Origin of the sequence: Sphingobium jiangsuense, from assembly GCF_014196495.1 — a bacterium.
GTDB classification, from domain to species: domain Bacteria; phylum Pseudomonadota; class Alphaproteobacteria; order Sphingomonadales; family Sphingomonadaceae; genus Sphingobium; species Sphingobium jiangsuense.
This window is the reverse complement of record NZ_JACIDT010000002.1, coordinates 437,164-460,377: the sequence shown is the minus strand read 5'-3', so window position 1 is coordinate 460,377 and position 23,214 is coordinate 437,164. Positions and strand designations below refer to the sequence as shown.

At 67.2% G+C, this 23,214-nt stretch carries 24 protein-coding genes, 1 tRNA gene, 1 other RNA gene and 1 pseudogene; 16 read left to right on the top strand and 11 right to left on the bottom strand.

Annotated features, from left to right (window positions below; all coding sequences use genetic code 11):
* Positions 1-22 precede the first annotated feature (22 nt).
* The 9 genes from GGR43_RS04725 (at position 23) to GGR43_RS04685 (ending at position 8,331) form a co-directional block, all read left to right on the top strand.
* Positions 23-904 (top strand): LysR family transcriptional regulator, encoded by an 882-nt coding sequence (locus tag GGR43_RS04725; RefSeq protein WP_188070773.1) that lies wholly within the window; start codon positions 23-25, stop codon positions 902-904.
* Positions 905-997: 93 nt separating this feature from the next.
* Positions 998-1,438, top strand: a complete 441-nt coding sequence (locus GGR43_RS04720) for an NAD(P)H-dependent oxidoreductase subunit E (protein ID WP_188070772.1) — start codon at positions 998-1,000, stop codon at positions 1,436-1,438.
* Entirely contained in the window at positions 1,435-2,937 is a 1,503-nt protein-coding gene (locus tag GGR43_RS04715; RefSeq protein WP_188070771.1) for an NADH-ubiquinone oxidoreductase-F iron-sulfur binding region domain-containing protein, read from the top strand. Before GGR43_RS04720 ends, GGR43_RS04715 begins: the two co-directional genes overlap by 4 nt.
* On the top strand, positions 2,934-5,798 hold the full coding sequence (gene fdhF / locus GGR43_RS04710) for a formate dehydrogenase subunit alpha (RefSeq protein WP_188070770.1): 2,865 nt from the start codon (positions 2,934-2,936) through the stop codon (positions 5,796-5,798). Before GGR43_RS04715 ends, fdhF begins: the two co-directional genes overlap by 4 nt.
* Positions 5,795-6,007: a formate dehydrogenase subunit delta gene (locus GGR43_RS04705; RefSeq protein ID WP_188070769.1), complete on the top strand. Its 213-nt coding sequence runs from the start codon at positions 5,795-5,797 to the stop codon at positions 6,005-6,007. Before fdhF ends, GGR43_RS04705 begins: the two co-directional genes overlap by 4 nt.
* Entirely contained in the window at positions 6,004-6,825 is an 822-nt protein-coding gene (gene fdhD, locus GGR43_RS04700; protein ID WP_188070768.1) for a formate dehydrogenase accessory sulfurtransferase FdhD, read from the top strand. The genes GGR43_RS04705 and fdhD overlap by 4 nt, the downstream gene beginning before the upstream one ends.
* Before the next feature lie 93 nt (positions 6,826-6,918).
* On the top strand, positions 6,919-7,386 hold the full coding sequence (locus tag GGR43_RS04695; protein WP_188070767.1) for a pyridoxamine 5'-phosphate oxidase family protein: 468 nt from the start codon (positions 6,919-6,921) through the stop codon (positions 7,384-7,386).
* 61 nt (positions 7,387-7,447) lie between these two features.
* Positions 7,448-7,687 carry a hypothetical protein gene (locus GGR43_RS04690; protein WP_188070766.1) on the top strand — a complete coding sequence of 80 codons (240 nt, stop codon included), beginning with the start codon at positions 7,448-7,450 and terminating at the stop codon, positions 7,685-7,687.
* A gap of 131 nt (positions 7,688-7,818) precedes the next feature.
* Positions 7,819-8,331 carry a DNA-deoxyinosine glycosylase gene (locus tag GGR43_RS04685; RefSeq protein ID WP_246343321.1) on the top strand — a complete coding sequence of 171 codons (513 nt, stop codon included), beginning with the start codon at positions 7,819-7,821 and terminating at the stop codon, positions 8,329-8,331.
* 362 nt (positions 8,332-8,693) lie between these two features.
* Here the strand turns inward: GGR43_RS04685 and GGR43_RS04680 are convergent.
* The 9 genes from GGR43_RS04680 to GGR43_RS04640 all read right to left on the bottom strand — a co-directional run bounded on the left by GGR43_RS04680 (position 8,694) and on the right by GGR43_RS04640 (position 16,817).
* Positions 8,694-8,770: transfer RNA gene (locus tag GGR43_RS04680), tRNA-His, on the bottom strand.
* 255 nt (positions 8,771-9,025) lie between these two features.
* A complete protein-coding gene (locus GGR43_RS04675; RefSeq protein ID WP_188070765.1) occupies positions 9,026-9,298 on the bottom strand; it encodes an HU family DNA-binding protein in 273 nt (90 codons plus the stop codon).
* A gap of 155 nt (positions 9,299-9,453) precedes the next feature.
* Positions 9,454-11,850 (bottom strand): endopeptidase La, encoded by a 2,397-nt coding sequence (lon, locus tag GGR43_RS04670; RefSeq protein ID WP_188070764.1) that lies wholly within the window; start codon positions 11,848-11,850, stop codon positions 9,454-9,456.
* A gap of 138 nt (positions 11,851-11,988) precedes the next feature.
* Positions 11,989-12,312 carry a YbaB/EbfC family nucleoid-associated protein gene (locus GGR43_RS04665; RefSeq protein WP_188070763.1) on the bottom strand — a complete coding sequence of 108 codons (324 nt, stop codon included), beginning with the start codon at positions 12,310-12,312 and terminating at the stop codon, positions 11,989-11,991.
* Complete coding sequence (locus GGR43_RS04660; protein WP_188070762.1) at positions 12,309-13,982, bottom strand: DNA polymerase III subunit gamma/tau; 1,674 nt, start codon at positions 13,980-13,982, stop codon at positions 12,309-12,311. Before GGR43_RS04660 ends, GGR43_RS04665 begins: the two co-directional genes overlap by 4 nt.
* A 118-nt stretch (positions 13,983-14,100) precedes the next feature.
* An RNA gene (ffs, locus tag GGR43_RS04655) (signal recognition particle sRNA small type) lies at positions 14,101-14,198 on the bottom strand.
* Between the two features lie 65 nt (positions 14,199-14,263).
* Complete coding sequence (locus GGR43_RS04650; RefSeq protein WP_188070761.1) at positions 14,264-14,599, bottom strand: 2Fe-2S iron-sulfur cluster-binding protein; 336 nt, start codon at positions 14,597-14,599, stop codon at positions 14,264-14,266.
* Entirely contained in the window at positions 14,596-15,771 is a 1,176-nt protein-coding gene (locus tag GGR43_RS04645) for a cysteine desulfurase family protein (protein ID WP_246343320.1), read from the bottom strand. Before GGR43_RS04645 ends, GGR43_RS04650 begins: the two co-directional genes overlap by 4 nt.
* A complete protein-coding gene (locus tag GGR43_RS04640) occupies positions 15,768-16,817 on the bottom strand; it encodes a cysteine desulfurase family protein (RefSeq protein ID WP_223177280.1) in 1,050 nt (349 codons plus the stop codon). Before GGR43_RS04640 ends, GGR43_RS04645 begins: the two co-directional genes overlap by 4 nt.
* Positions 16,818-16,957: 140 nt before the next feature.
* Between GGR43_RS04640 and GGR43_RS04635 the strand changes: the two genes are divergently transcribed.
* Entirely contained in the window at positions 16,958-17,614 is a 657-nt protein-coding gene (locus GGR43_RS04635) for an alpha/beta hydrolase (protein WP_188070759.1), read from the top strand.
* A 331-nt stretch (positions 17,615-17,945) separates the two neighbouring features.
* Here GGR43_RS04635 and GGR43_RS04630 read toward each other — a convergent pair whose 3' ends face one another.
* Both GGR43_RS04630 and GGR43_RS04625 read right to left on the bottom strand, forming a co-directional pair.
* Complete coding sequence (locus GGR43_RS04630) at positions 17,946-18,458, bottom strand: hypothetical protein (protein ID WP_223177279.1); 513 nt, start codon at positions 18,456-18,458, stop codon at positions 17,946-17,948.
* Between the two features lie 4 nt (positions 18,459-18,462).
* Positions 18,463-18,663 carry a hypothetical protein gene (locus tag GGR43_RS04625; protein ID WP_188070758.1) on the bottom strand — a complete coding sequence of 67 codons (201 nt, stop codon included), beginning with the start codon at positions 18,661-18,663 and terminating at the stop codon, positions 18,463-18,465.
* Positions 18,664-18,782: 119 nt separating this feature from the next.
* Here GGR43_RS04625 and rpiB point away from each other — a divergent pair, with 119 nt between their 5' ends.
* The 6 genes and pseudogenes from rpiB to GGR43_RS04595 all read left to right on the top strand — a co-directional run bounded on the left by rpiB (position 18,783) and on the right by GGR43_RS04595 (position 23,212).
* A complete protein-coding gene (gene rpiB, locus GGR43_RS04620) occupies positions 18,783-19,220 on the top strand; it encodes a ribose 5-phosphate isomerase B (RefSeq protein ID WP_188070757.1) in 438 nt (145 codons plus the stop codon).
* Positions 19,221-19,239: 19 nt separating this feature from the next.
* On the top strand, positions 19,240-20,553 hold the full coding sequence (glyA, locus tag GGR43_RS04615; RefSeq protein WP_188070756.1) for a serine hydroxymethyltransferase: 1,314 nt from the start codon (positions 19,240-19,242) through the stop codon (positions 20,551-20,553).
* A gap of 6 nt (positions 20,554-20,559) precedes the next feature.
* Positions 20,560-20,880: a hypothetical protein gene (locus GGR43_RS04610; protein ID WP_188070755.1), complete on the top strand. Its 321-nt coding sequence runs from the start codon at positions 20,560-20,562 to the stop codon at positions 20,878-20,880.
* Positions 20,881-20,886: 6 nt separating this feature from the next.
* The gene (gene nrdR / locus GGR43_RS04605; protein ID WP_188070754.1) at positions 20,887-21,348 is read left to right on the top strand and encodes a transcriptional regulator NrdR; all 462 of its coding nucleotides are present in this window, start codon (positions 20,887-20,889) and stop codon (positions 21,346-21,348) included.
* 16 nt (positions 21,349-21,364) lie between these two features.
* Positions 21,365-22,093: pseudogene (locus tag GGR43_RS04600) on the top strand (RNA methyltransferase); the annotation flags it as partial.
* 120 nt (positions 22,094-22,213) lie between these two features.
* Positions 22,214-23,212: a nucleoside hydrolase gene (locus GGR43_RS04595; RefSeq protein WP_246343319.1), complete on the top strand. Its 999-nt coding sequence runs from the start codon at positions 22,214-22,216 to the stop codon at positions 23,210-23,212.
* Positions 23,213-23,214 lie beyond the last annotated feature (2 nt).

Here is a 23,214-nt window from a genome sequence, read left to right as displayed (position 1 = left end):
GCCTGCCGCTATCACCTCGGCCATGCAGGTCCGTCTCGTCCGGTATTTCCTCGCCCTTGTGAAGGAGCGGCATTTCGCCCGCGCCGCCGATGCGTGCGGCGTGTCGCAGCCTACGTTGTCGGCCGGGATCAACGCGCTGGAGCGGCAATTGGGCAAGCGGCTGGTGCTGCGCGACCGCCGCTTCATCAGCCTGACGCCGGAGGGCGAGGCGCTGCTGCCCTGGGCGCGGCAGATGATCGCCGCGCAGGAAGGGATGACGAGCGCGCTCGCCGCCACCCATGGCGAGGTGAGCGGCCAGTTCCGGCTGGGCGCGATCCCCGCCGCCCTGCCCTTCGCCGGACCCATCGGGCAGGCGCTGCTGGCGAGCCGCCCGGCGCTGGCGCTGTCCGTCCGGTCGCTGACCTCGCGCGAGATCGTCCGCGCGCTAGCCGAATATGAGATAGACGGCGGCATCACCTATCTGGATCATGAGCCGCCCGCCAATGTGCTGAGCGTGCCGCTCTATACCGAGAATTACCGGCTGCTGGTCCGCGCGGGCGGGCAATGGGACGGGCGCGAGACGGTGAGCGTCGCCGAATTGCCGGAGCTGTCGCTGTGCCTGCTGCATCAGGGGATGCAGAACCGGCGCATCCTCGACGCGCGCATGGCCGAGCACGGCATCGCGCTGCACCCGCGCATCACGGCGGATTCCTATGTCGCGCTGTTCTCGATGGTGCAGGCCGGGCCGTTCGCGACGATCATTCCCGAAGGCTATGCCGCGCTGTTCCCGGACCTACGCTGGGCGCGGATGCTGCCGCTGACGGAAAGCGTGGCGGCCAGCCGCGTCGGCCTCGTCGTGCTGGACCGCGCGCCGCTGACCCCGCTCGCCAGCGCGGCGATAGAGGCGGCGCGCGCCCTCTCTTGATAGACAATCTCTATCAAACATGGTGCAGATCGATTTGACCTGCACCGCGCATCGGCGCATTATCGGCCGAATATCATAATTGGAACGGGTTAGATGACACAGGAAGGCGGCATCGCGGAGATAGTCGTGCGCCATCAGGACGGGAAAACCCCGGCGCGCGGCGCTCTGCTCCCCATATTGCACGATATTCAGGCCGAATATGGCCATATCAGCGAGGAGACGGTGCGCGAACTCGCCGCCGCGCTCAACCTCACCCGCGCCGAAGTGCATGGCGTGGTCAGCTTCTATCATGATTTCAACAGCAAGCCCGCGCCCCTGCCCGCGATCAAGCTGTGCCGGGCGGAAGCCTGCAAGGCACGCGGGGTCGAGGCGCTGGTCCCCGATGCCGAGCGCGCCGCCGCCGGGCGGGTGAAGATAGAAACGGTCTATTGCCTCGGCCTCTGCTCGGTCGGCCCCTCGGCGATGGTCGGCAGTGACGTGCATGCCGCCCTCACCCCGGAAAAGCTGAACGCGTTGATCGAGGAGGCGGCATGAGCACCGAAAAGAGCATCGTGCGCATTTCCGACGATGCGCTCGCCCTCGCGCTGGGCGCGGACAAGGTTGCGGCCGCATTCGAGAAGGCTGGCGCGACGGTGCAGCGCGTGTCGAGCTGGGGCATGCACTGGCTGGAGCCGCTGATCGAGATCGACGGCGTGGGCTATGGCAATGCGGCGCCGGGCGATGTCGCGACGATCCTCGCCGGGAGCGCGCCTTCCATCGGCCGGATCGAGGATCACCCGTTCATCGCGGAACAGCAGCGCCTGACCTTCGCCCGTGCAGGGAAAACCCGCCCCTTGAGCCTTGAGGATTATGCCGCAACCGGCGGCTGGATCGGCCTCGACAAGGCGCGGGCGATGAGCGCGCAGGCGATCGTCGAGGAGGTGAAGGCGTCGGGCCTGCGCGGGCGCGGCGGCGCGGGCTTCCCGGCGGGCATCAAGTGGGACACGGTGCGCAATGCGCGCGCGGACCAGAAATATATCGTCTGCAACGCCGACGAGGGCGACAGCGGCACCTTCGCCGACCGCATGGTGATGGAAGGCGATCCCTATATGCTGATCGAGGGCATGGCCATTGCGGGCCTCGCCGTCGGCGCGGACAAGGGCTATGTCTATATCCGCAGCGAATATCCGCATGCGATCGCGAAGATGCGCGCCGCCGTGAAGCATTGCGCGCACATCATCGCGCCTTTCTCCATCGAGATACGCATGGGCGCGGGCGCCTATGTCTGCGGCGAGGAAACGTCCTTGCTCAACAGCCTCGAAGGCCGCCGGGGCGAGGTGCGCGCCAAGCCGCCGCTGCCCGCGATCAAGGGCCTGTTCGGCAAGCCCACGGTCATCAACAACCTGCTCACCCTCGCCGCGATCCCGTGGATCATCGAGCATGGAGGGCAGGCCTATGCCGATTACGGCATGGGCCGGTCGCGCGGCACCATACCGGTGCAGATCGCGGGCAATGTGAAATATGGCGGCCTCTATGAGACGGCATTCGGCATCTCGCTCGGCGATCTGGTCAACCGGATCGGCGGCGGCACGGCGAGCGGCCGCCCGGTCCGCTGCGCGCAGGTCGGCGGGCCGCTGGGCGCCTATGTGCCGGTCGAGCAGTTCCACCTGCCCTTCGACTATGAAGCCTTCGCCGCCGTCGACGCGCTGATCGGCCATGCCGGCATCACCGTGTTCGACGACAGCGTGGACATGGCGCAGATGGCCCGCTTCGCGCTGGAATTCTGCGCGGCGGAAAGCTGCGGCAAATGCACGCCCTGCCGCCTCGGCTCGACGCGCGGGGTCGAGGTGATGGACCAGATCATCGCCGGACGCGATGTGGAGAGGAATCTCGGCCTGATCGAGGATCTGTCCGATACGATGAAATATGGCTCGCTCTGCGCGCTGGGCGGCTTCACGCCCTATCCGGTGATGAGCGCCATCAAATACTTCCCGGAAGATTTCAAAAACCGGGATCTTACGCGCGAGTCAGAACGCGCCGGAGAACACGCATGACCTACCAGCCCCAGGCCGATTTCGGCACGCCCGAAAGCCGCTCCACCGAGCAGGTGACGCTCACCATCGACGGTCGCCCCGTCACCGTTCCCGCCGGAACCAGCGTGATGCGCGCCGCCGCCGAGATCGAATGCTCGATCCCCAAGCTGTGCGCGACCGACAGCCTCGAAAGCTTCGGCTCCTGCCGCCTCTGCCTCGTCGAGATAGACGGGCGGCGCGGCACGCCCGCCAGCTGCACCACGCCGGTCGAGCCGGGCATGGTCGTCCACACCCAGACGCCGCATCTGCAAAAGCTGCGCAAGGGCGTGATGGAGCTTTATATCTCCGACCACCCGCTCGACTGCCTGACCTGCGCGGCCAATGGCGATTGCGAGCTTCAGGACCAGGCGGGCGCGGTCGGCCTGCGCGAGGTGCGCTATCCGGTCGAGGCGACGCATCTGGGGCAGGCCAAGGACCAGTCCAACCCCTATTTCGATTTCGACCCCAGCAAGTGCATCGCCTGTTCCCGCTGCATCCGCGCCTGCGACGAGGTGCAGGGCACGCTGGCGCTGACCATGCAGGGGCGCGGTTTCGATTCGAAGATCAGCGCGGGGCTGGCCTCGGATAATTTCCTCGGCTCGGAATGCGTGTCCTGCGGCGCCTGCGTGCAGGCCTGCCCCACCGCGACGCTGGTGGAGCGCAGCGTGGCGGAGATCGGCACGCCCGACCGCGCGGTCGTCACCACCTGCGCCTATTGCGGCGTCGGCTGCACCTTCCGCGCGGAGATGCGCGGCGAGCAACTCGTCCGCATGGTGCCGTGGAAGGACGGCAAGGCCAATCACGGCCATAGCTGCGTCAAGGGCCGCTTCGCCTGGGGCTATGCCCAGCATGCCGAACGCATTACCGAGCCGATGATCCGCGACAGCATCGACCAGCCCTGGCGCGTGGTGAGCTGGGACGAGGCGCTGGGCTTCGCCGCGACGAAGCTGAACGCGATCAAGGCGCGCTACGGCGCGACCGCGCTGGGCGGCATCACCTCGTCCCGCTGCACCAATGAGGAGACCTTCCTCGTGCAGAAGCTGGTGCGCGCGGGCTTCGGCAGCAACAATGTCGATACCTGCGCCCGCGTCTGCCACTCCCCGACCGGCTATGGCCTCAACAAGACCTTCGGCACCTCGGCGGGCACGCAGGATTTCGACAGCGTGGATGAAAGCGACGTCATCCTCGTCATCGGCGCCAACCCGACCGACGCCCATCCGGTATTCGGCAGCCATATGAAGCGCCGTCTGCGCGGGATCGACGGCCGTCCGCCGGCGAAGCTGATCGTCATCGATCCGCGCCGCATCGATCTCGTCCGCTCGCCCCATATCGAGGCGGATCATCATCTGGCGCTGCGCCCCGGCACCAATGTCGCGGTGCTGACCGCAATGGCGCATGTGATCGTCACCGAGGGGCTGGCCGACGAAGCCTTCATCCGCGAGCGCTGCGACTGGGACGAATATCAGCATTGGGCGGAGTTCGTCTCGCTGCCCACCAACAGCCCGGAGCATCTGGCCGCCGTCACGCAGGTGCCCGCCGAAACGCTCCGCGCCGCCGCGCGGCTCTACGCCACCGGGGGCAATGCGGCGATCTATTACGGCCTCGGCGTCACCGAGCACAGCCAGGGCAGCTCGACCGTGATCGCGATCGCCAACCTCGCCATGGCGACCGGCAATATCGGCCGGCGCGGCGTGGGCGTGAATCCGCTGCGCGGGCAGAACAATGTGCAAGGGTCGTGCGACATGGGCAGCTTCCCACATGAGCTGTCGGGCTATCGCCATATCTCGAACGCCTCCGTCCGCGCGCTGTTCGAGCAGGACTGGGGCGTGGAGCTGCCCCCGGAGCCGGGCCTGCGCATCCCCAACATGCTGGACGCCGCCGTCGAGGGCACCTTCCGGGGCCTTTATGTGCAGGGCGAGGATATCCTCCAGTCCGACCCCAATATCCAGCATGTCGCGGCGGGCCTCGCGGCGATGGACTGCGTGATCGTGCACGACCTGTTCCTCAACGAAACCGCCAATTACGCCCATGTGTTCCTGCCGGGGTCGAGCTTCCTCGAAAAGGACGGCACCTTCACCAATGCGGAACGCCGCATCCAGCTGGTGCGCAAGGTGATGACGCCGCTCAACGGCATGGCCGACTGGGAGGTGACGCAGGCGCTGGCGAACGCGATGGGCCTGGGCTGGAGCTATGCCCACCCTAGCGAGATCATGGACGAGATCGCGCGCCTGACTCCGACCTTCGCCGGGGTCAGCTTCGATCGGCTCGACAAGGAAGGCTCGCTGCAATGGCCGGTCAACGAGGCCCATCCCGACGGCTCGCCGATCATGCATGTCGACGGCTTCGTGCGCGGCAAGGGCCGGTTCGTCGTCACCGACTATATCCCGACCGAGGAAAAGACCGGGCCGCGCTTCCCGCTGCTGCTCACCACCGGGCGCATCCTCAGCCAGTATAATGTCGGCGCGCAGACGCGGCGGACGGAAAACAGCCTGTGGCACGGCGAGGACCAGCTGGAGATCCATCCGGTCGACGCCGAGGATCGCGGCATCCGCACCGGCGACTGGGTGAAGCTGTCGAGCCGCGCGGGCGAAACCACGCTGCGCGCGCTGGTGACGGATCGCGTCGCGCCCGGCGTTGTCTACACCACCTTCCACCACCCGGACACGCAGGCCAATGTCGTCACCACCGACTATTCGGACTGGGCCACCAATTGCCCCGAATATAAGGTGACGGCGGTTCAGGTCGGCGCCTCCAACGGCCCGACCGACTGGCAGCGCGACTATGACGAGCAGGCCCGCCGCTCGCGCCGCATCGCCCCGGTGGAAGCGGAGGCGGCCGAATGAGCGCGGGCGCCGACACCACCGCGACGCTGATCCGCATGGCCAACCAGATCGCGCAGGGCCTCGCGCGTGAGGCCGATCCGGCGGCGGCGGCGGCCGAGCATATCCGCCTCTATTGGGAACCGCGCATGATCAAGGCGTTGCTGGCCACCGGGGGCGCGGGCCTCTCGCCCATCGCCCAGGAAGCCTATGGGCGGCTGGCGGGGGCATGAGCGCGGACGACCGCTCCGCCCCCCTTCCCCAGCGGCCCGCCTCGCTGAAGCGCCTCGACCGGTCCGGCGCCGTCCGGCGGATCGGCCGCGCGATCGCGATCGAGGCGCCCGTCTCCATCGAATATAACGGCATCGCCTATGCGGTGATGATGGCCAGCCCGGCCGATATCGAGGATTTCGTCACCGGCTTTTCCCTTTCCGAAGGGGTGATCGGCTCGCCCGCCGACATAATCGCGCTGGAGGTAGCGGAAATCCCGCTCGGCTGGGTGGCGCGGGTGATCCTGACGCCCGAATGCGGCGACAGGGTGCTGGATCGCGCCCGCAACCGGGTGAGCGAGGGCAGCTGCGGCCTGTGCGGCCTCGAAAATCTGGAGCAGGTGATGCGCCCACTGCCTGCCATCGACACGGTGCCCGCCGCCGACGCGCCGACGCTGTTCCGCGCGCTGGACGGGCTCGCCGGCCATCAGCCGCTGTCGCGATCGACCGGCGCGGTGCACGCCGCCGCCTTCTGCTCGTCCGAAGGCGCGATCCTCATGGCGCGGGAAGATATCGGACGGCATAACGCGCTCGACAAGCTGGTCGGCGCGCTGGCGCGGCAAGGGACCGATCCGCGCACCGGCTTCTTCCTGCTGACCGCCCGCTGTTCCTATGAGCTGGTCGAAAAGACTGTGCTGGCCCGCTGCCCGCTGCTGGTGACGATTTCCGCGCCCTCCAGCCTCGCCATCGACCGTGCCGCCGCCCATGGCCTCACGCTCGTCGCGCTGGCCCGGCCCGACGCGATGCTGGCCGCGCACGATCCGCACGCGCTGTTCGGGTGAACCGGTCCGCCCCGGCGGCGGGGCCCTTCCGGCTTTATTCCCGTTGCCGAAACCTTCCCTTGCTTCATAAGTTGATGGAGAAAGGAGAAGATCATGACCGACGATATTCGCGCTGCGATGTGGAAGGCGATGGCGCAGAGCCCCTTCCTGATGGTGAAGCTGGATACCGGGCACGACCATGCCGAACCGCTCGTCGCCCAGCTCGACGAGGATGTGCACGGCAAATTCTGGTTCTACACCACGCGGGACAACCGCATCGCGCCGGGCGGCCCGGCCATGGCCCAGTTCGCCGCGCGCGATCATCGCCTGTTCTGCTGCATCTCCGGCACGCTGGTCGAGGAAGCCGACCCGGCGGTGATCGAGCGCTACTGGTCGCCGACCATCGACAGCTGGTATGACGGCGGCCGCAGCGACCCGGACCTGCTGATGATGCGCTTCGACCTCAAGGAGGCCGAGATCTGGCAACCCGACAGCACCCTGAAGGGGCTGTTCCGGCTGATGTCCGGCAAGGGCGGCGATCCCCGGAAAATGGGGCAGCATGACGTCGTTTCGCTGGAATAGGTTTCACTGGATAGGGGGCAGGCGCACCCGCCCTGCCCCGTCTGTTATCGGGAGACATATCATGGGATTTCTGGTTCGCCTGGGCCTTCTCGCCGGTGTCGGCACGGTTCTCTACAAGATGTTTCGCCGCGAGTCCGATGGCGCCGACAATGGCGAGGCCGCGCCGGTATTCTCGTCGGGCGTGGTGCGCAATGCCGGGCGCAAGGAACATAAATATGCGGAAGAAGACCGCCCGTGGGACAAGGTGGACGAGCAATCCGACGAATCCTTCCCGGCGAGCGATCCTCCGGCCAATTACTGATCCCGGCCCGCTGCCGCTCCTTCCATCGCCTCAAGGGGCGGGAGGCGGGTCTTGCCCGCTTGCCTTTGCCTGACGCTGCTGGCATTGCCAGCGAGCCGCTCGCACGATGTGGATAATCTTTCCGGGAACGAATGATGGAAGAGGCCGCGCTCTGCTTCCCGCCGGTGGCGGATCGCCGGACGAGGGTGCTCATCCTCGGCAGCCTGCCCGGCGCGCGCTCGCTGGCGCTCAGCCAATATTACGGGCATCCGCGCAACCATTTCTGGCCGATCGCGGCCGGGCTGACCGGCATCGACCTTCCTGCCCTGTCCTATGAGGACCGGCTCGCCGGATTGCTGGCGCGGCGGCTGGGTCTGTGGGACGTGGTGGCCGAGGCGGTCCGTCCGGGTAGCCTCGACCAGCATCTGCGCGCGATCCGTGCCAACAGCCTCGGCGAGTTCGTCGCCGGCCTGCCGGAGCTGCGCGCGATCGGCTTCAACGGCACCACCGCGAGCCGGATCGGCCGCAGGCAGTTGGAGCAGGATGCGGGCTTCGCGGACCGCACCGTCGCGCTGATCGACCTGCCCTCGACCAGCCCCGCCAACACCATGCCGCTTTCGCGCAAGGCCGAGCTGTGGCGGCAATTGGCGGCGTATATCGAATAGGACGGGTTGCATGCGGAACGCCCCGGCAGAAGACGGGTTGCGGGCAATAGCTGACCTGATCCTCCCCGATACGGGGAGGGGACCACCCGCAGGGTGGTGGAGGGGCATGCTCCATCAAGCGTAACTCCAGCGGCCTGTGCCCCTCCACCATGCTCCGCATGGTCCCCCTCCCCCAAAGGGGGAAAGGCTGCCAACCATCCAAAGCAGACGTTCAGTATAGGGTACGGAAACCATGCATCAGCCCAGCCAAAGCGCCCGCAGCCGCCCGCTAAAGCCTTCAGGCTGACACGAGGAAGCGCACCCGCAGGTCCAGACTGAACCCAGGAGCACTGGTCATCGCGAAGCCAAGTGTTTGAAAAGAATGGGGCGATCGACGGGATCCGAACCCGCGACCTCTGGTACCACAAACCAGCGCTCTAACCAACTGAGCTACGATCGCCACATTATCGACCTCCGCCGTGCGGAGAGGGGCCAATTAAGCGCGCCTGTCGGCAGCGTCAAGCATCCTTTTGCAATCGGGATGCCGCTTTTTCATTTTTCATGTCCCTGAGGACGAAAGCAAAAAGAGCGAGGCCGGAACCTCGCTCTTTTCATGCACCGGCGGGGGAATTTCCCCTTGTTGCCGGGCCAAAGCCCCGGCGCATGCCCTTCCGTCACAGGATATGCGCGGAAGGGACGCGCGCGGGTTGCAGGATCAGTTGACGGCGTCCTTCAGACCCTTGCCAGCCTTGAACTTGGGCTGGGTGGAAGCGGCGATGGTCATCGTCTCGCCGGTGCGCGGGTTGCGACCGGTCGACGCCTTGCGCTTCGAAACCGAGAACGTGCCGAAACCGACCAGGCGAACCTCATCCCCCTTCTTCAGGGCGCCGGTGATCGCATCGAACACGCCTTCGACCGCCTTGGTGGCATCAGCCTTGGAAAGACCGCTGCTCTCAGCGACCGCACTGATAAGATCCTGTTTGTTCATGCCTTGGGAACCCCCTTATCTGGCTTCAGTTGGGAATCAGTTGTGAAGGGCGCCATAAAGGCGTGGTTTTTCGCGTCTGTCAAAGGATAAAGCGCAAGAATGCGCCGGATTCAGGGGCATTGCGCCCATATTCCTCCGTCGCACCCGCACGATGCTCAATGCCGCAGCGCAACATCCCCCTCGCCGCCGGATGAGGAAAGCGGCTGGGCGGCCAGATCGTCCTCCTCCGACCAGGCGATCGGCTCCAGCGGGGCGGCGAGCGCCCGCGCCAGCACTTCATCGACATGCGACACCGGCACGATCTCCAGCCCTTCCGTCACATTTGCCGGGATTTCCGCCAGATCCTTCTGGTTGTCCACCGGGATGAGCACGGTCTTGATCCCGCCGCGCAGCGCCGCCAGCAGCTTTTCCTTGAGGCCGCCAATGGGCAGCACCCTGCCCCGCAGAGTCACCTCGCCGGTCATCGCCACGTCTTTTCGCACCGGCACACCGGTCAGCGTGGAAACGATGCTCGTCACCATGCCGATACCGGCCGAAGGACCGTCCTTGGGCACCGCCCCTTCGGGCAGGTGGATGTGGATATCCTTGCGCGCGAACACGCTGGGGCGGATGCCGTAGCCGGGCGAACGCGCCTTCACATAGGAAAAGGCGGCCTGCACCGATTCGGTCATCACCTCGCCCAGCTTGCCGGTGGTGCGGATCTGCCCCTTGCCGGGCACGGTGACCGATTCGATGGTCAGCAGCTCGCCGCCCACCTCGGTCCAGGCGAGACCGGTGACGGCGCCGATCTGGTTCTCCTCCTCCGACACGCCATGGCGATATTTGCGCACGCCCGCGAAGTCGTGGAGGTTTTCCGGCGTGATCGCGACCGCCTGCTCCTTGCCCTCCAGGATCTTGCGCAGCGCCTTGCGGGCGAGGCGCGCGATTTCCCGCTCCAGCGTCCGCACGCCCGCCTCCCGCGTATAATAGCGGATGAGGTCGCGCAGCCCTTCCTCGGTGACGGTGAACTCGCTTTCCTTCAGGCCATGGGCCTCGATCTGCTTGGGCACGAGGTGCCGCTGCGCGATCTCGACCTTCTCATCCTCCGTATAGCCTTCGAGGCGGATGATCTCCATCCGGTCCAGCAAGGGCTGCGGCAGGTTGAGGCTGTTTGCGGTGGTCACGAACATCACGTCGGAAAGATCGACGTCGATCTCCAGATAATGATCCTGGAACCGGCTGTTCTGCTCCGGGTCCAGCACCTCCAGCAGGGCGGAGGCCGGGTCGCCCCGGAAATCCTGCCCCAGCTTGTCGATCTCGTCGAGCAGGAACAGCGGGTTCATCGTGCCCGCCTTCTTGAGGTTGGTCACGATCTTGCCCGGCAGCGAGCCGATATAGGTGCGCCTGTGGCCCCTGATCTCGGCCTCGTCGCGCACGCCGCCCAGCGACTGGCGCACGAACTCGCGTCCGCACGCCTTGGCGATCGACTTGCCAAGCGAGGTCTTGCCCACGCCCGGAGGACCGACGAGGCACAATATCGGCCCCTTCAGCTTGTTGGTGCGCGCCTGCACCGCGAGATATTCGACGATGCGGTCCTTGACCTTCTCCAGCGCGAAATGATCGGCATCGAGGATTTCCTGCGCGCGGACCAGATCGTTCTTGACCTTGCTCTTCTTGCCCCAGGGCAGCCCCAGCAGCACGTCGAGATAGTTGCGCACGACCGTCGCCTCGGCCGACATGGGCTGCATGGTCTTCAGCTTCTTCAACTCGGCATTGGCCTTCGCCTTCGCCTCCTTGGAAAGCCTGGTCTTGTTGATCTTGTCCTGCAGTTCGGCCAGTTCGTCGCCGTCCTCGCCGTCGCCATTGCCCAGTTCGCGCTGGATGGCCTTGAGCTGCTCGTTCAGATAATATTCGCGCTGGGTCTTTTCCATCTGGCGCTTGACGCGGCCACGGATCTTCTTTTCGACCTGCAACACGCCCAGTTCGCCCTCCATGAAGGCGAACACCATCTCCAGCCGCTTGGCCGGGTCGGTTTCGGTCAGCAGCGCCTGCTTGTCCGACACCTTGACGTTGATGTTGGCCGCGACCGCATCGGCGAGCCGGCCCGGCTCCTCGATCTCGCGCAACTGCATCGGCGTTTCGGCGGGCAGCTTCTTGTTGAGCTTGGCGTAATTCTCGAACTGGTCGGCGACCGAGCGCATCAGCGCGGACACCTGCGGGCCGGTGGCGGCCTCTTCGGGCAGCGCATCGACATCGGCCGTGACGAAGCCGTCGGCCGGCGAGGTCGCGATCAGCTTCGCGCGCTGCTTGCCCTCCACCAGCACGCGCACGGTGCCGTCGGGCAGCTTCAGCAATTGCAGCACCGTCGCGATGACGCCCACGTCGTACATGGCGTCGCGATCGGGCTCATCCTCCGCCGGGTCGAGCTGCGAGACGAGGAAGATTTCCTTGTCCGCTTCCATCGCCTTTTCCAGCGCGACGACGCTCTTGTCGCGCCCGACGAACAGGGGAACGATCATATGCGGAAACACGACGATGTCGCGCAACGGCAATAGGGGCAGTTGTGTGTTCAATGCTTTCTCCATCGTGCCGCCGGCAGCGGCATCGGGATCAAATATGTGGTCTGCGCGGCGGCAATCAATGGCGGGGTGCGTTTTGCCGCAAAATCACGCCGGTTCATGGCGCTCCACCGCATGCGGACCGGTGACCGCTCAGAACGGCAGCTTGAAGCCGGGGGGCAGCGGCAGGCTGCTGGTCATCTTGGCCATTTCCGCGCCGCTCACCTCGTCGGCCTTCTTGCGCGCATCGTTGAACGCGGCGACGATCAGGTCCTCCAGGATCGGCTTTTCGGACGGGGAAAGCAGGCTGTCGTCGATGCTGAGGCCGACGATCCGGCCCTTGGCGGTCGCCCGCACCTTCACCACGCCGCCGCCGGAAACGCCCTCGACCTCCAGCTTGTCGAGATTTTCCTGCGCCCTCGTCAGCTCTTCCTGCACGCGATTGGCCATGCCGAGGATTTCATTCAGATCTTTCATGCGCTTGCGCTCCATTTCGCATCGTCATCGATCGGCAGCAGTTCGGCATCGGGAAACGCCTCCATCGCCGCCTTCAACACCGGGGTTTCGAGAATCGCCTTCTTCGCGGCCTCCTCTTCCGCCGCCTTCCGCTCCGCCAGGCTCGGCTGCGCGTCGCCGCCGACGGCGGACAGCTGCCAGCGGGCCTGCGTCACCGCATCGATCGCCTGCTTCATCCGGTCGATGGTTTCGCGGTCCATCGGCCGGACCGGCTGGAAATCCAGCTCCGGTGGCTCATAACGCACTGGGCGGATCAAATGCTCCATCTCGTCGGCGACCAAGGCATGATTGCCGTCCCACAACCGCTTCACCAGCGCCTCGAAGCTGGCGGGCATGGTGGAGGCGGGCGCGGGCGGGGCCGCCGGCGCGCTTTCCGCCGCCGGGGCGGAGGCCGCGCCCGCAAAGCCGCCGCCCTGGCTCAGCATGCGGGCAAGGTCGGAAGGATCGGGCAGGCTCGCCGCATGGACGATGCGCAGCAGCGCCATCTCGGCGGCCTCCATCGGCATGACAGCGCGGGAAACCTCCTCATGTCCCTTGAGCAGCAGTTGCCAGAGGCGATGGAGCGGCGCGAAGCCCAACTGGCTCGCCCAGTCGGCCAGCGCCTCCCGCTCTTCCGCCGACTGGATGGGGTCGTCATGGCGCCGCCCGGCCTTGGCCATGGTGACCGCATGCACGATTTCCATCAGCCCGCGCAGGATCGCCAGCGGCTCGACGCCCAGTTCATGCTGGTCGGCCATCGCCCGCAGCACGTCCTCGCCGCGCCCTTCGAGGATCAGCCCGAACAGACGGCGGATCGCGCCCCGGTCGGACAGGCCCAGCATCTCGCGCACCTGGCCTGCGGTGACGAGCGCACGCTCCCCTTCCCCGCCGCCGCCCAGCTCCGCATGGGCGATCGCCTGGTCGAGGATCGAGAGGCCGTCGCGCGCGGAGCCTTCGGCCGCCTGCGCGATCAGCTTGAGCGCATCGGGCTCGGCCGCGACGCCCTCGGCCTCGATCACATGGGCGAAATGGTCGGCCAGCTTCTCCGCCGAAATCCGCCGCAGATCGAAGCGCTGGCAGCGCGACAGCACGGTGATCGGCACCTTGTTCACCTCGGTCGTGGCGAACAGGAACTTCACATGGGCGGGCGGCTCCTCCAGCGTCTTCAGCAGCGCGTTGAACGCGTTCTTCGACAGCATGTGCACTTCGTCGATGATGTAGATCTTGAAGCGCGCCGACACGGCGGCATAGCGCACCGCCTCGATGATCTCGCGCACATCGTCGACGCCGGTGTGGCTGGCCGCGTCCATCTCGATCACGTCGATATGGCGTCCTTCCGCGATCGCCTTGCACGGCTCGCACACGCCGCAGGGGTCGATGGTGGGGCCGCCCTGCCCGTCCGGCCCGACGCAGTTCAATGCCTTGGCGATGAGGCGCGCGGTCGACGTCTTGCCGACGCCGCGCACGCCGGTCATCAGGAAGGCATGGGCGAGACGGCCGCGCCTGATTGCGTTGCCCAGCGTCTGCACCATCGCATCCTGACCGATCAGCTCGCTGAACGTCTGCGGCCGGTATTTGCGCGCCAGCACGCGATAGGCGGTGTCGGTCCGGGCCGGGGCGCGGGTCTGGGGCGGAGGGGATTCGTCAAACATCGGACCCATCTGTAACGGCTGGCGCGGCGCTTGTCGAAGGATGGATGGGAGGGAAATGATCCATGCGCCGTTTCGGCGGCACCGACGGAAAAGCCGGAAGGAAACGGGCCAGAGGAAAGGAGGTGGGAGCCGGAACGACCCGCAGCAAAATCGTTGTGGCTGCTTCCGTCAGGACCTGACCAGGTTGGCGACGGCTGCGTCCGCCCGACTCCCGCTGGCCATATGGCCGCTGCCGCCGGGAATTGCAAGAGGATGCCCGCCCGGCCTCAATCCCTGAATCCTCATATCCCCTGCAAATTGTGATATTCCCCCGGTATCCGCACCGTCAGCGTCTCCATGTCGCCGGGAATGTCGATCTGGCAGGCAAGGCGGCTGGTGCGCGTCGCGGCGGCGGCGAGGTCGAGCATATCCTCCTCCGCCTCGCTCGCCGGGCGCAGGCGCGCGAAATCCTCGGCGGAGACGATCACATGGCAGGTCGAGCAGGCCATCTGCCCCTCGCAGGTGCCCTCCAGCGGCTGGCCCGCCGCCTGTGCGATGTCGAGCAGATTGTCGCCGGCCGGCGCCTCGACCTCCTGCACCTGCTGACCGTCGGCGCTGATAAAGCGGACGAGCGTCATTCCTTCATAGTCTCCCCGTTATTAGCCCCCTTGCCGCCCCCTTCGACCGGGACGCAGCCCTGTGCGCGGGCCGCCTCTTCCATCTTTTGCGCCGCCGCATCGATTTCGGCAAGGGTGGTATAGCGTCCGAAACCGAGACGGATCGAGGAGCGCGCCTCCCGGTCGGACAGGCCGAGCGCGCGCAGCACATGGCTGGGGCGGCCCGATCCGCTGGCGCAGGCGGACCCCAGCGACAGCGCGACGCCCCGGCAGTCGGACAACAGCCGCGCGGCGTCCAGCCCATCGCGCCGCAGGTTGAGATTGCCGTGATAGCGCGCCTCCGCGCTGCCGTTGAGGGTCCAGCCCGAAAGCCGCTCCCGCGCGCGCTGCCACAGCGCCTCGACATGGGCGGTGTCCTCTTCCCGCCGCGCGCCCATCAGCCGCGCCGCCTCGCCCAGCCCGACGCACAGCGCGGGCGAGAGCGTGCCGGGGCGCAAGCCTTCCTCCTGCCCGCCGCCATGGAGCAGCGGCGGCAGCTCCAGCCCCTCGCGCAGCCAGAGCGCGCCGATGCCCTTGGGGCCGTAGATCTTGTGGCCGCTGATCGCGATCATGTCGGCGCAAGCGGGCAGATCGACCCGGCCGAAGCCCTGCACCGCATCGCACAGGAACAGCGCACCCACTTCATGCGCCAGCCCGGCGAGCGCCTCGGCCGGCTGGATCACCCCGATCTCGTTATTGACCAGCATCACCGCGAGCAGCGCCGCGCGCCCGTCCAGTTGCGCCGCGACGCTCGCCGGGTCCAGCAGCCCGTCCGGCCCGACCGGCAGCAGCACCGGCTCGAACCCCTCCTCGCCCAGCGCCAGCACCGTGTCGCGCACGGCGGAATGTTCGGTATCGGCGGCGAGCACGCGCACGCGCCGGGGGTCCAGCCGCCGCGCCCGCCGCGCCGCGCCCTGTATCGCGATGTTGAGCGCCTCGGTCGCGCCGGAGGTGAAGATGGCGCGCCCCCCTTCCGGCATCAGCGCCGCCACCCGCCCACGCGCGACCTCGACGGCGGCGGCGGCGGCGCGGCCCGGCCTGTGGGCGCTGTGCGGATTGGCGAAGCGCTCGCGCAGCCATGGCTCCATTGCCGCGAACACCTCCGGCGCGAGCGGGGTCGTCGCCTGATAGTCGAGATAGATCGCATCCTTCATGCCGCCGCCTCCACCCCGGCGATCGCCCGCCATTGCTCGATGAAGCGCCGCACCTGCGCCTGCGTGGTGGAACGGCCGAAGCTCACCCGCACCACCTCGTCGGCGGTCTTGTCGTCCCAGCCCATCGCCTTCAATACCGGGCTGGTCTTGAGCGTGCCGGACGAGCAGGCCGACCCCGCCGACACCGCGATGCCCGCCATGTCGAAGCGGATGAGCTGCGCCCGCGCCGCCTGCCCCGGCATGCGATAGCTGGCGATGGTGGGCAGGCGCTCCGCCCCCTCCGCGACGACCTGCCCGCCACTCGCACGGATCGCGTCGTCGAGCATTACCCGCAGCCGCACCGCCTCGGCCAGCCAGTCGCGGCTTTCCTCCAGCGCGGCGGCCATCGCCAGCACGCCGGGCAGATTCTCGGTGCCGCCGCGATAGCCCTGCTCCTGCCCGCCACTCGGGTGCAGCCGCGTCAGGTCGCGCACCAGCAGCGCGCCGACACCGGGCGCGCCGCCGAATTTGCAGGCGCTGATCGCGATCATGTCGGCGGCAAGCGGCAGGTCGATCTTGCCCGCGCCCTGCGCGCAATCGCAGAACAGCAGTCCACCCTGCGCGTGGACGGCCTCGGCCAGATCCGCGATCGGCTGGATCACCCCGGTTTCGCTGTTCACCTGCTGGATCGCGTGGAGCGCCCCCGGCTCGGTCGCCGTCACCCGCCCGTCGGCATCGACCGGCAGGCGATGCGCGTCCTTCGTCACCCGCAGCACCGCGTCATGCTCGACCGGGGAGGTGACGATGCGCACCGCCTTCGACCGGGTGAGCGCGATGGCGATCGCCTCGCTCGCGCCGGAGGTGAAGAGGATAGCCCCGTCCCACCCCAGCGCCGCCGCGATCCGCGTCCGCGCCTCCTCCAGCGCGGCGCGCGCGGCGCGCCCTTCCGCATGGGGGGAGGAAGGGTTGGCCCAGCGCTCCAGCCCCTCGGCCATCGCCCGCCGCGCCGCGCCGCTGACCGGCGCGGTCGCCGCATGATCGAGGTAGATGCGTTCAATTCGGGACAAATTGGCGGGACTGCCCAAGGCGCTGCACTCATTTTATTGCGAAAAGCGGATGCGATCCTATATAGGCGCACAACCGTCTGTCGCCAGCGTCGATCGCGAGGGCAGGCCCGATATTCACATTCCAGCTTTTTGCAGGTGCCATGCCCGACGTAATTTTCCCCGGCCCGGAAGGGCGCCTCGAAGGCCGCTTCAGCCCCCCGCCCCGCCCGCGCGCGCCGGTCGCGATGATCCTCCACCCCCATCCGCAGGGCGGGGGCACGATGAACGACCGCATCACGCAGGCGCTCTACAAGACGTTCCAGAAGCGCGGTTTCGCGACGCTGCGCTTCAACTTTCGCGGCGTGGGCCGCAGCCAGGGCACGTTCGACAACGGCATCGGGGAATTGTCCGACGCCGCCGCCGCGCTCGACTGGGTGCAGAGCTTCCATCCCGAAGCGCAGACGACCTGGATCGCGGGCTTCTCCTTCGGCGCGTGGATCGCGATGCAGCTTTTGATGCGCCGCCCGGAGATACGCGGCTTCATCTCGGTCGCGCCGCCCGCCAACATGTACGACTTCTCGTTCCTCGCGCCCTGCCCGTCCTCCGGCATCATCGTGCAGGGAACGAATGACGAGGTGGTGACGGCCAATGCGGTGCAGAAGCTGGTCGACAAGCTGCGCACGCAGAAGGGCATCACCATCCACCATGACGAGATCAAGGGCGCGAACCATTTCTTCGAGCATGAGCTGGAACAGCTGATGATGTCGGTCGACAATTATCTCGACATGCGCCTGGCGCCCGACAGCCCGATCAAGTGATCCGGTTGCAATGACGGAATGAGGGCCGGTCCTGCGGGATCGGCCTTTTTTTTCTTTGGGCAAGTACCGGCTGGAAGCGGACGCCCCCAACCGTTCGGGCTGAGCTTGTCGAAGCCCTGTTCTTGTTCTTCTCCAACGCAGAAAAAAAGGACAGCCGTTGGGCTTCGCCCGCCCTACGGGTCGACAAGCTCAGGGCGAACGGAGGTGGGTGCCGCTCTCATTTTCCCGTCATGCCAGCGCAGGCTGGCATCTCAGGAGGCGGCGCGCGGCATCGCCTGCGGCCCCAGCCTGCGCTGGGGCGACGGATCGGGGACGCCCGCGCGCGCCCTCCCTAAAGCACCCGGCTGTCATAGGCCCATTGCAGCAGCGCCTGCCTCTGGCGCGCGCGGCAGAAAGGGTTGCCCGGCTCGCAATGTTTCAGCACCTGCGCCTTGTGGCGGCTGAACGCCCGCCAGCGCGCGATCTGGCGGCGGTCTTCCTCCAACATGCGCCTGCCGGAATAATAGCGGCAATACCATTGAAACCAGCCGCGCGGGTCGTCGGGGTGGATCCAGCCCTTCTCCACCCAGACGCGCAGCGGCACGCTCGCCCGCACGCCGAAATGGTTGAGCGTGCAGTCCGCCCGGCCCGCAGCCAGTTTCGCCCGCTCGAACCAGTGCGCGGGAAACTCGTCCCGGCAATCGGTCATATATTTGCCGCAGAACACGCCCAGCTCCAGCATCTCCACCGGGGTCAACTCCGGCTGGAAGGCGGGGTCGAACGCCTCCCCCATCGGCGCTGTCCGCCTATAGCGATAGCCCCGCTGCATCCGGTCGTTGACGATGATCTCGACGGCGTCCTCCATGGCGTCAGGGCCCGACCGGCACCGTCCAGATGGCGACATTGCCGAACATCACCAGCGCGGCGACGATCATCAGCCAGCCCTGCCTGCGGTTGCGGGGCTGCTTCACCAGCACCCACACGCCTCCGGCGGCCAGCATCAGCCCCGCCAGCATCAGCAGCGACAATAGGGTGCCGGACCAGGACGACAATTGCGCAACGCTATTCATGATCTTTCCTTTTCTCCCCGTTCCCCGCATAGTCGCGCAACTGTCAGGTGGCAATTCCACGACAGGGGGCCTAGATAGGCCGCGAATCGAATCACCTCGAATGAAGGTTCGCCTCCACCATGCGCATTGCCATTGCATCCGACCATGCCGCCATAGAGCTAAAGTCGCAGCTCGCCGACTGGCTGCGGGAACAGGGGCATGAGGTCAGCGATCTCGGCCCGGCCGACGCCAGCAGCGTCGACTATCCCGATTATGGCTACAAGCTGGCGCAGGCGATCGCCACCGGCGCGGCGGAGCGCGGCGTCGCGCTGTGCGGATCGGGCATCGGCATCTCCATCGCCGTCAACCGCAACCCGGCCTGCCGCTGCGCGCTGGTGGGCGAGCCCCTGTCCGCCGCCCTCGCGCGCGAGCATAACGACGCCAACATCATCGCGATGGGCGCGCGCCTCACCGGCCCGGACATGGCGAAGGCCTGCCTTTCCGCCTTTCTTTCCACCGATTTTGCCGGCGGGCGGCATCAGCGCCGCGTCGACAAGCTGACTACCCCCGCGCTCTGAGCCAGAAAGGATTTCGCCCATGAGCACCGCCGCCCTCGAAGCCGCAAACGACATCCGCGCCGCCGATTTCTTCAGCGCCGACGTCGCCACGCGCGACCCCGCCGTCGCCGCCGCCATCGGCAAGGAACTGAAGCGTGAGCAAGGCCAGATCGAGCTGATCGCCTCGGAAAATATCGTCAGCAAGGCGGTGCTGGAGGCGCAGGGCTCGGTCTTCACCAACAAATATGCGGAAGGGTATCCGGGCAAGCGCTATTATCAGGGCTGCGAACCGTCCGACGAGGTGGAGCGGCTCGCCATCGACCGCGCGAAGCAGCTGTTCGACTGCGGCTTCGTCAACGTGCAGCCGCATTCGGGCGCGCAGGCCAATGGCGCGGTGATGCTGGCGCTGACGCAGCCGGGCGACACGATCATGGGCCTCAGCCTCGATGCGGGCGGGCACCTGACGCACGGCGCGCGTCCGGCGCTGTCGGGCAAATGGTACAACGCCGTCCAATATGGCGTGCGCGAGGACACCCACCTGATCGATTACGACCAGGTCGAGCGGCTGGCGGTCGAGAGCAAGCCCAAGCTGATCATCACGGGCGGCAGCGCCTATCCGCGCCACATCGAATTCGCCCGCTTCCGCGCGATCGCGGACAAGGTCGGCGCGCTTTTCATGGTGGACATGGCGCATTTCGCGGGTCTGGTCGCGGGCGGCGAGCATCCCACCCCCTTCGGCCATGCGCATATCGTCACCACCACCACGCACAAGACGCTGCGCGGCCCGCGCGGCGGCATGATCCTGACCAATGACGAGGCGATCGCCAAGAAGATCGATTCGGCGGTGTTCCCCGGCCTTCAGGGCGGCCCGCTGATGCATGTGATCGCCGCCAAGGCGGTCGCGTTCGGCGAGGCGCTGCGCCCCGAATTCAAGACCTATGCCAAGGCGGTGATCGCCAATAGCAAGGCCCTGGCCGGGCGGCTCGAACAGCGCGGCCTCGCCGTGGTTTCGGGCGGCACCGACACGCACCTCTCGCTCATCGACCTGCGCCCCTACGGCATCAGCGGCAAGGATGCCGACGAGGCGCTGGAGCGCTGCGGCATCACCTGCAACAAGAACAGCGTGCCAGGCGACCCGCTACCGCCGACCAAGACCAGCGGCATCCGCGTCGGCTCGCCCGCGGGCACGACGCGCGGCTTCGGCATCGCAGAGTTCGAGGCGATCGGCGACATGATCGCCGATGTGCTCGCCGGGGTGCGGGACAAGGGCGAGGCGGGCGACCCCGCCGTCGAGGCCGATGTCCGCGCCCGCGTGCAGGCGCTGACCGCCCGTTTCCCGATCTACGAGGGCTGATCGGCCGTGAAATGTCCCGACTGCAATGGGGAATGGGAGACGTCGCCGTCTTTCTGCTCCCATTGCGGCCGGACCGGCGGCGACACGACGCCCGCGCGGACGCTTTCCGTTTCCGCCCCCTCCCAGTCCCGCCTGTCACCGGAACGCGCCGCCTATAGGGAGCGCCTGCCGGAACGGAAGCCCTTTCCGCTGGAATGGGTCTTCCCGGCAATCCTGCTCGGCTCGCTGGGCGCGCTGATCGGCTGCATCCTGCCCGGCCAGCCGTGGCAGCCGGGCGCGCTGATCGGCTTCCTGCTCGTCGCCCTGCCCAAAAAGAAGTTGAGTTGAACGCTTATGCGATGCCCCTTTTGCGGCCATGAAGACAGCCAGGTAAAAGACAGCCGCCCGACCGAGGACGGATCCGCCATCCGCCGCCGCCGCCAGTGCGAGGCCTGCACCTCCCGCTTCACCACCTTCGAGCGCATCCAACTGCGCGACATCTGGGTGCTGAAAAGCGAGGGACGGCGCGAGCCGTTCGAGCGCGACAAGCTCGCCCGGTCGCTCGACATCGCCTGCCGCAAGCGCCCCATCGACGCCGCGCAGATCGAAAAGCTGGTGTCCAGCATCCAGCGGCGGATCGAGACAAGCGGCGAGAGCGAAGTCACCAGCGCCTATATCGGCGAACTGGTGATGGACGCGCTCAAGGCGCTGGACAGCGTCGCCTATATTCGCTTCGCCAGCGTCTACAAGGATTTCCGCGAGGCCAAGGATTTCGAGGATTTCGCCAGCACGGTGAAGGAAGTCGGCGGTGAGTGACGCCGCCGCTGCCGCCGCCCCCAAGCCGGTCATAGTCCTTGTCCGCCCGCAGCTGGGCGAGAATATCGGCAAGGCGGCGCGGGCGATGCTGAATTTCGGCCTCACCGAAATGCGCCTTGTCACGCCGCGCGACGGCTGGCCCAACCCCGATGCGGGCCCGGCGGCGGCGGGGGCCGACAGCGTGCTGGAACAGGCGCGGGTCTATGAAAGCCTCGCCGAGGCGGTCGCCGACTGCGCCCATGTCTATGCGACCACGGTGCGCAAGCGCGGCGTCACCAAGCCGGTGGTGACGCCGGAGGAAGCCGCGCGCGAAATTCACGCGGCGCAGGGCCGCAGCGCCTATGTGTTCGGGCCGGAACGCTCCGGCCTCGAAACCGACGATGTGGCGCTGGCGCGGAAGATATTGACGGTGCCGATCAACCCGGATTTCGGATCGCTCAACCTCGCGCAGGCGGTGATCCTGTGCGCCTATGAATGGTCCAAGGGCGCATGGTCGAAGGGCGCGGAGCTGGTTTCCCCGACCGAGGAAGAGCTGCTGCCCCCCGCCCCGCAGGAGGAGCTGGAGGGCATGATCACCCAGTTCGAAACGCTGCTGGATGGGGCGGGCTATTTCTTCCCGCCCGACCGCGCGCCCGCGACCAGACGAACGTTGCGCAATCTGCTGACCAAGCCGGGCTGGAACCATCTGGAGGTGCGCACGCTGCGCGGGGTCCTTTCCTCGCTGGCCAATCCGCGCCCGCGCTGAGCGGCTCCGGCCATTGGCCCGGCGCGTCCCGTCCAGCCCGGTTGACAACGTTTCCCTTTTCGCTTGAACAAGGCTCCCTCCCCCGATTAGAGCTCAGGCTCGACAAGAGGAGAGACGCCGATGACGACCCGCCGCGACCTTATGACCGGCGCCCTGCTGGGGGCCATGCTGGGCGCGCCGCTGGTGGCCCCGGTCGCCGGCCTTGCCCAGACCTTCCGCGCCATCCCGCAACGCGCGTCCGCCCGCGTGATCATCGACAATGATTTCGCCGGAGACCCCGACGCGCTGGTCGCGCTCGCGCATCAACTGCTGACGCCCAAGACGCGCACGGTGCTGATCACCGCCTCCGGCCTCGACCAGAAGCTCGCCGGCAAGGCGGTTGCCGGGCGCAGCGCGGCGCTGGGGCGCGATATCGCCATCGACCTGATGAAACGCGCGGGGCTCGTTTCGCCGCCGCCCGTGCTCGCCGGGCCGGAGAGCTTCGGTGCCGGCGATGCGCAGATCACCGATGCGGCGCGGGCCATCGTCGCCGAAGCGATGCGCGAGGACAAGCTGCCGCTCTTCATCACCTGCGGCGGCCCGCTCACCAATGTCGCGGCGGCGCTGCGGCTGGAACCGGCCATCGCGAAGCGGATGACGCTCATATGGATCGGCGGCGGCGCCTATCCCAAGGGCGGCTGGGAATATAATCTCGCCACCGACCCGGACGCGGCGCGCCATGTGATCGAACGAAGCACCCTCCCGCTCTGGCAGATCCCGCAGAACGCCTATCGCCAGATGCAATATTCCGTCGCGGAAATGGCGACGGCCTTGCGGCCGATCTCGCCCTTCTCCGCCTGGCTCTATGACCGCTTCACCTCGCCGCCGGACTTCATCGACGTGAGCGGCGCCTGGCCGCTGGGCGACAGCCCGACCGTGCTGCTATCGGCGCTATCGCCCGAGAGCAGCCGCTTCGAGGATCGCCCGGCGCTGCGCATCGGCCCGGACATGAGCTATGGCGCGCCGGTCGAAGGCCGCATGGTGCGCGTGTTCGAAACGCTCGACGCGCGGCTGACCTTCGCGGATTTCATCGCCCTGCTGCGCCTGCATGCGGACGGCGCGCTGCCCGCCCCGGCCTGAGC